Genomic DNA, 3,944 nt, shown 5'->3' on the forward strand with positions numbered 1-3,944 from the left:
GCCTTTGGCAGCGGGTTCCAGCGGCACCACGGAACCCGACAAGATGATATCGCCCGCATCCAGCGTCACACCATATTGCCCCAATGTATTGGCCAGCCATGCCACCGCCTGCGCCGGATTGCCCTGCACCGCCGAGCCCAAACCTTCCGACAATGGCTCTCCGTTCTTTGTGACGGTCACTCTCAGATTTGGCAGGTCGTGGCCTTTCGGATCCGCACGGTCTTTGCCGAGAACAAACACACCGCAGGATGCGTTGTCGGACACCGTATCGACAATCCCGATCTTCCAGTCCTTGATCCTGCTATCGACAATTTCAAAACAGGGGGCGATGCTCTCCGTGGCTGCCATCACATCTGCGACCGTCACGCCGGGGCCATTGAGACTGTCTTTCAGAATGAAGGCAATTTCCGCTTCCGCCCGGGGCGCAATTAACCCCTTGGCCTCAACGTCAATATCACCCGTCACATGCATCCAGTCCGTCAGGAAGCCAAAATCGGGCTGGTGGACACCCAGCATATCTTGCACGGCTTTTGAAGTGACGCCGATTTTCTTGCCGACCACGCGTTCGCCTTGCTTGCGGCGGCGGGCGAGAAAATCGAGCGAGATCGCGTAAGCGTCATCAACCGTTAGCGAAGGATCGCGGGCGATTAACGGTTCCAGTGTATTCCGGTTACGGAGCGCATCGAACAGCTCCCCGCCATATTTTTCAGCCAGGATATTATCTGTGCTCATTGAGAAATTCGATAGAATAGCGGTTGAACTCGGCGGATCGTTCGACTTGCACCCAATGGCCGACATGATTAAACGTTATGCAACGCGCATTGTCGCATTGGTCGAGGAATAACCGCGCGCCGCTTTCAGGACAGAACTCGTCGTTCAAGCCCCACATCACAAAAATCGGCAGTTTCAATTTGCCCAGGTGCGGACCAAGATTGGGGGTTATCATCCGCGCTAGCACGTCCTTCGGCTGATCTTTGGCAACCGCATAGCGCTCTTCCACAAGCGCGTCGGTAATTTTGGACACAGAGTCGGGATGCACCAGATTGCTCACTAGCCGGCGCTGGTCGTCCTTGCTGAATTCATCGCTGCCGAAACTGCTCTTCATCTTGGCGATGCCGGGCATGGTGAAATAGCTGGCCTGCTCCTGAATGCAGCCGGGCGCCATAAGAATGAAAGCCGTCGCCATTTCGGGATGGTCTAGCGTCATCTGAATCGCGATTCCGCCGCCCAGCGAGTTGCCCACCATCGCAGCCTGTTGGATCCCGTGCTGCTGCAATGCATCGTAAAGCGTGTCGGTAAACAGCTGCAGCGTATAATCGATTCCCTCGGGCTTTGACGATGCGCCATAGCCGATCAGATCAGGCAATATTACACGGTAACCCGCCTCAACGAAGGCATCGACATTATCCCGAAAATTCGATGATCCCGATGCGCCCGGTCCGCTGCCGTGGATGAATACCACAGCCGGTCCCTCGCCGGTTTCCTTGATATGAATATCATACCCGCCAGCGACGGAATATGTTGCTTCCGATAAATTTGCCAACGCGCAATCCTTTACATGAAAGTGAAAACGGGAGGCTGACCGAGCATCGTACCGACAACGTCGGCGGTGCGGTTGTTCGGATCATTTGCGACATGGGCCCGGGCAGCATTGAGATCAAGCCAAGGCTGGATGATATCACTAGACATATAGATCGCGCGACCACCGAGTAGCTGCACCATATCATCTACCAACCGCGCCAAACGACGCACCACGGTCGAGCTCTGATAAGCAAATAATGCCCGCTTCTCCATCGGGATTTCTTTGCCCTTCTCGGCGAGTTCGATCAACTCATCGAATGTCGCCTTATGCGTCAGTTCCATTTCCAGGATCTGGCTGTGTGCCGCAGAAATCGCTCCGTGGAGCATCGGGTCTGCTTTCGAAGCCTTACCGGTATTGGTCGAAACACGGCTTTCCATGATCGCCATCGCGGCATTGACCGCCGCGCGAGCACCACCAAAGGCTGCGGTTGAGACCGAACGCACAAAAACCTGAGCCCAGGGAAGCGAATAGAGCGGCCCCTCATTCACCTTCTGCCCGGGATTATCGCACAGGAACCCTTCAACCGCACGATGGGTGCGATACTCGGGCACAAAGACGCGATCAACAATGATATCGTGACTGCCGGTGCCTTGCAGGCCAAAAACCTGCCAGCTTTCCGGATCAATTTTGTAATCCTTCCGAGGCAGAAGGAAGGTCCGCATATCAGGCGGCCCTTCGCCATCTTCCGGAAAGACCAGCGCACCGAGCAGCACCCACCCACAATGCAACGAGCCGGACGAAAAGCCCCAGTGCCCGCTGAGATAAAAACCGCCGTCGGCATGTTCGACCTTGCCGACCGGTTGATAGGTCGAGGACACCAGCATCGATGGATTGTCAGCCCAGACCTCTTGCTGGGCCTTGTCATCAAAAAGCGCCAGTTCATAGGGATGGCAACCGAGCACGCCATAGACCCAACCAGTAGACATGCAGCCCTCGGCCAGCAATTTCTGCACGTCAAAAAAAACATTGGGATGCATTTCGTAGCCGCCCAGCCGTTTTGGTTGCAGAATCCGGAAGAAGCCTGCGGCCTGCATTTCGGCAATGGTCTCGGCCGGAACATTGCGGTCCGCCGTACATTGTTTCGCCCGTTTCTTCAGCACCGGGATCATCGCTCGTGCGCGCTCAACCAATTGCTTCTCGGTCGGCACTTCCCCGACCTGATTTTTCATTGCGGCTACGGACGCCATACCAGTTTTCTCCATCAATTTTTCGACTCATCTATCAAAACATCGGAATTCGTAATTTTTTTTGTCATAAAATACGCAAATCGTCAATTGAAAAGCTATTTTGCTTTCGTTATTGTCATTTTCTGGCATATTGATCATCTGATTCTATCAATTCGTGCTTTTGAGATGTTGAGGAGTGTGTGTGCAGTTTGGTCTAACAGGAAAAGTGGCGCTGGTTACCGGCGGGACACGCGGTCTCGGTCGGGTGATAGCGGCTACCTTGGTCGAACAGGGCTGCAAGGTGATGGTGACTGCGCGCAATGAACCGGACAAGTTGGATGATGGCATGGCTTTTTATCAGTCCGATATCCGTGATCCCGAAACCGTACAGGAACTGGTCGACCACACGGCCAACGCTCTCGGTGGTATCGATATATTGGTGAACAACGCAGGCGGGTCTCCGGCATCGGATGCGGCAACCGCCAGCCCGCGCTTTGCCGATGCGATCATGGGGCTCAACCTTATGGCTCCCTATTATTTGGCCCGCGCCTGTCACCCTTATCTGGTGAAATCGGATGGCGGAAGCATCATCAATATCGGCAGCGTTGCCGGCATAAGACCCGCCCCGGGCACCGCAATTTATGGCGCTGCAAAGGCGGGGCTGATGAGCCTGACCCAGAGCCTTGCGCAGGAATGGGGCAAGGATGGGATTCGTGTAAATGCGATAATTGTGGGCCTTGCCGAAACCGAAAATGCAGAAGCAACCTATGGCGACGCAGACGCGCAGGCAGCGGTGGCTGCGTCGCTGCCACTAGGACGTATGTGCCGAGGAGAGGATGTCGCCAACGCCGTCTGCTATCTGGCCTCGCCAGCAGCGGAATATGTTTCGGGCGCACGATTGAATGTCGATGGTGGTGGCGAAAAGCCGTATTTTCTTGATTTGGTAAAAGGGAGTTAGTGACGTGACTGTGCAAGGGCTTGGCTATGTTGTGATCGAAACGACCGACAAGGCAAAATGGCATGAATATCTGACAAAGATTGTTGGAGCGATGGCCAATGGCGAAGGATCAGATGGCGCGGCCTTGTATCGGCTGGATGAACGCGCCGCACGTTTCCGTATCATTCAGTGCCAGGCTGACAGGTTTGCCGTCGCGGGTTGGGAGCTTGCCGATGCGGCTGCGTTTCAGTCAATGAAA

The 3,944-nt window shown here is 55.0% G+C and carries 4 protein-coding genes and 1 pseudogene; 2 read left to right on the forward strand and 3 right to left on the reverse strand.

Translation table 11 applies throughout. The features are described from left to right. From ACESNI_RS19510 to ACESNI_RS19520, 3 genes are all read right to left on the reverse strand, one after another. On the reverse strand, positions 1–732 hold a 732-nt coding region (locus ACESNI_RS19510), incomplete at its 3' end, for a fumarylacetoacetate hydrolase family protein (RefSeq protein ID WP_373090201.1). Beyond that, entirely contained in the window at positions 719–1,543 is an 825-nt protein-coding gene (locus ACESNI_RS19515) for an alpha/beta fold hydrolase (RefSeq protein WP_373090203.1), read from the reverse strand. The genes ACESNI_RS19515 and ACESNI_RS19510, both read right to left, overlap by 14 nt. A gap of 11 nt (positions 1,544–1,554) precedes the next feature. Continuing rightward, entirely contained in the window at positions 1,555–2,769 is a 1,215-nt protein-coding gene (locus ACESNI_RS19520; RefSeq protein WP_373090205.1) for an acyl-CoA dehydrogenase family protein, read from the reverse strand. Between the two features lie 181 nt (positions 2,770–2,950). Between ACESNI_RS19520 and ACESNI_RS19525 the strand changes: the two genes are divergently transcribed. Then, entirely contained in the window at positions 2,951–3,706 is a 756-nt protein-coding gene (locus ACESNI_RS19525) for an SDR family oxidoreductase (RefSeq protein WP_373090207.1), read from the forward strand. A 4-nt stretch (positions 3,707–3,710) separates the two neighbouring features. Continuing rightward, positions 3,711–3,944, forward strand: a pseudogene (locus ACESNI_RS19530) (hypothetical protein); the annotation flags it as partial.

It is taken from the genome of Sneathiella sp. (assembly GCF_041689005.1).
Classification (GTDB): domain Bacteria; phylum Pseudomonadota; class Alphaproteobacteria; order Sneathiellales; family Sneathiellaceae; genus Sneathiella.

What these genes read in the sequence shown, in the direction of transcription:
- ACESNI_RS19520 (WP_373090205.1), bottom strand. Translation starts at nt 2,769, where the DNA reads ATGGCGTCCGTAGCCGCAATGAAAAATCAGGTCGGGGAAGTGCCGACC.